General features: G+C 59.0%; 1 protein-coding gene. It reads right to left on the minus strand.

Annotated elements, in window-relative coordinates:
• Nucleotides 1-258 precede the first annotated feature (258 nt).
• A partial coding sequence (locus AB1E34_RS26070; protein WP_372575200.1) for an IS110 family RNA-guided transposase occupies nucleotides 259-1,221 on the minus strand: 963 nt, incomplete at its 5' end.

Consider the following 1,221-nt stretch of genomic DNA (forward strand, 5'->3'; position numbering starts at 1 on the left):
ACATGTGTAGACGCCCAAAACGCAAGAGGTAATTTTGACCGTATCTGCATCGGTTCGGGTACTGACATGTGTTCGGCCTATAGCGCGGCCTTTGCACATGCCGCTGGCCCGTAAGGTGTTAGCGGATCCGGTCCAATTCAAAGCCACGTGCTCGAAGCACTCTGTCGCAAGCTGGTTTTCCCGATCCGGTCTCACGATCCTGATGCCATACCGTCCATTGTCCTCTTCCGTTTCCGCCGTCTCACAGCCGCAGACGCATTACGCGTTGGCAGCCGGAGCCCGGTAGACTTCTCCTGTGCTCATCAAGGCCCAAACGATCCTCGCCATCTTGTTGGCCAAGGCTACGCGAACCAGCAGTGGCGGCTTGCGCTCGATCAGGCGGTCAAGCCAGGGATCTGTTCTCGTTCTATTTCGAGCGCGCCACATGACTACGCTGTTGGCGCCGATGATCAATAGTCGCCTCAGCGAACGTTCTCCCATCTTTGTCGTTGCCCCGAGGCGTTGCTTGCCCCCTGTCGAATGCTGTCTGGGGACCAGCCCGAGCCACGCGGCGAAATCTCGACCACGGCGGAACGTTTCCGGCGGTGGAGCGAGAGCCACCAGCGCAGTCGCTATGAGCGGGCCAATCCCAGGCACCGTCATCAAGCGGTGCGCCATCTCGTTCGACCGCGCACGGCGAGCAATCTCGACATCCAGTTCTTTGATCTGACACTCCAACTGCTCCAGCATGCTGATCAGTCTTTCAAGGCACTCCCGGGCCACATCCGGGATCGCGCTGTCGCCAGACTCCACCAACGCAACCAGCTTACGAATATTGGCCGCGCCTTGCGGGGCCACCTGTCCGAGCTCCCCAAGATGACCTCTAAGAGCGTTGATCAATTGAGTGCGCTGCCGAACCAACAGTTCCCGCGCCCGAAGAACCATCGCTGACGCCTGGGCCTCTTCACTCTTCACGGTAACAAAGCGCATCGTTGGTCTACTCGCGGCTTCGCAGATCGCTTCCGCATCAGCCATATCGTTCTTCTGACGTTTGACGAATGGTTTCACGTAGGCCGGATGGAGCAACCTGACTTCGTGATCCAAACGACCGATCTCGCGCGCCCAGTAATGCGCACTGGCGCAGGCCTCCATCGCCACCACGCAACGCGGCAACTTGGCAAAGAACTCGAGGACCTGACCTCTGCGGAGCTTCTTCCGAAAAACGGCGTGACCGGTCTGATC

The organism is Ruegeria jejuensis, assembly GCF_041537905.1.
Lineage (GTDB): Bacteria > Pseudomonadota > Alphaproteobacteria > Rhodobacterales > Rhodobacteraceae > Ruegeria_C.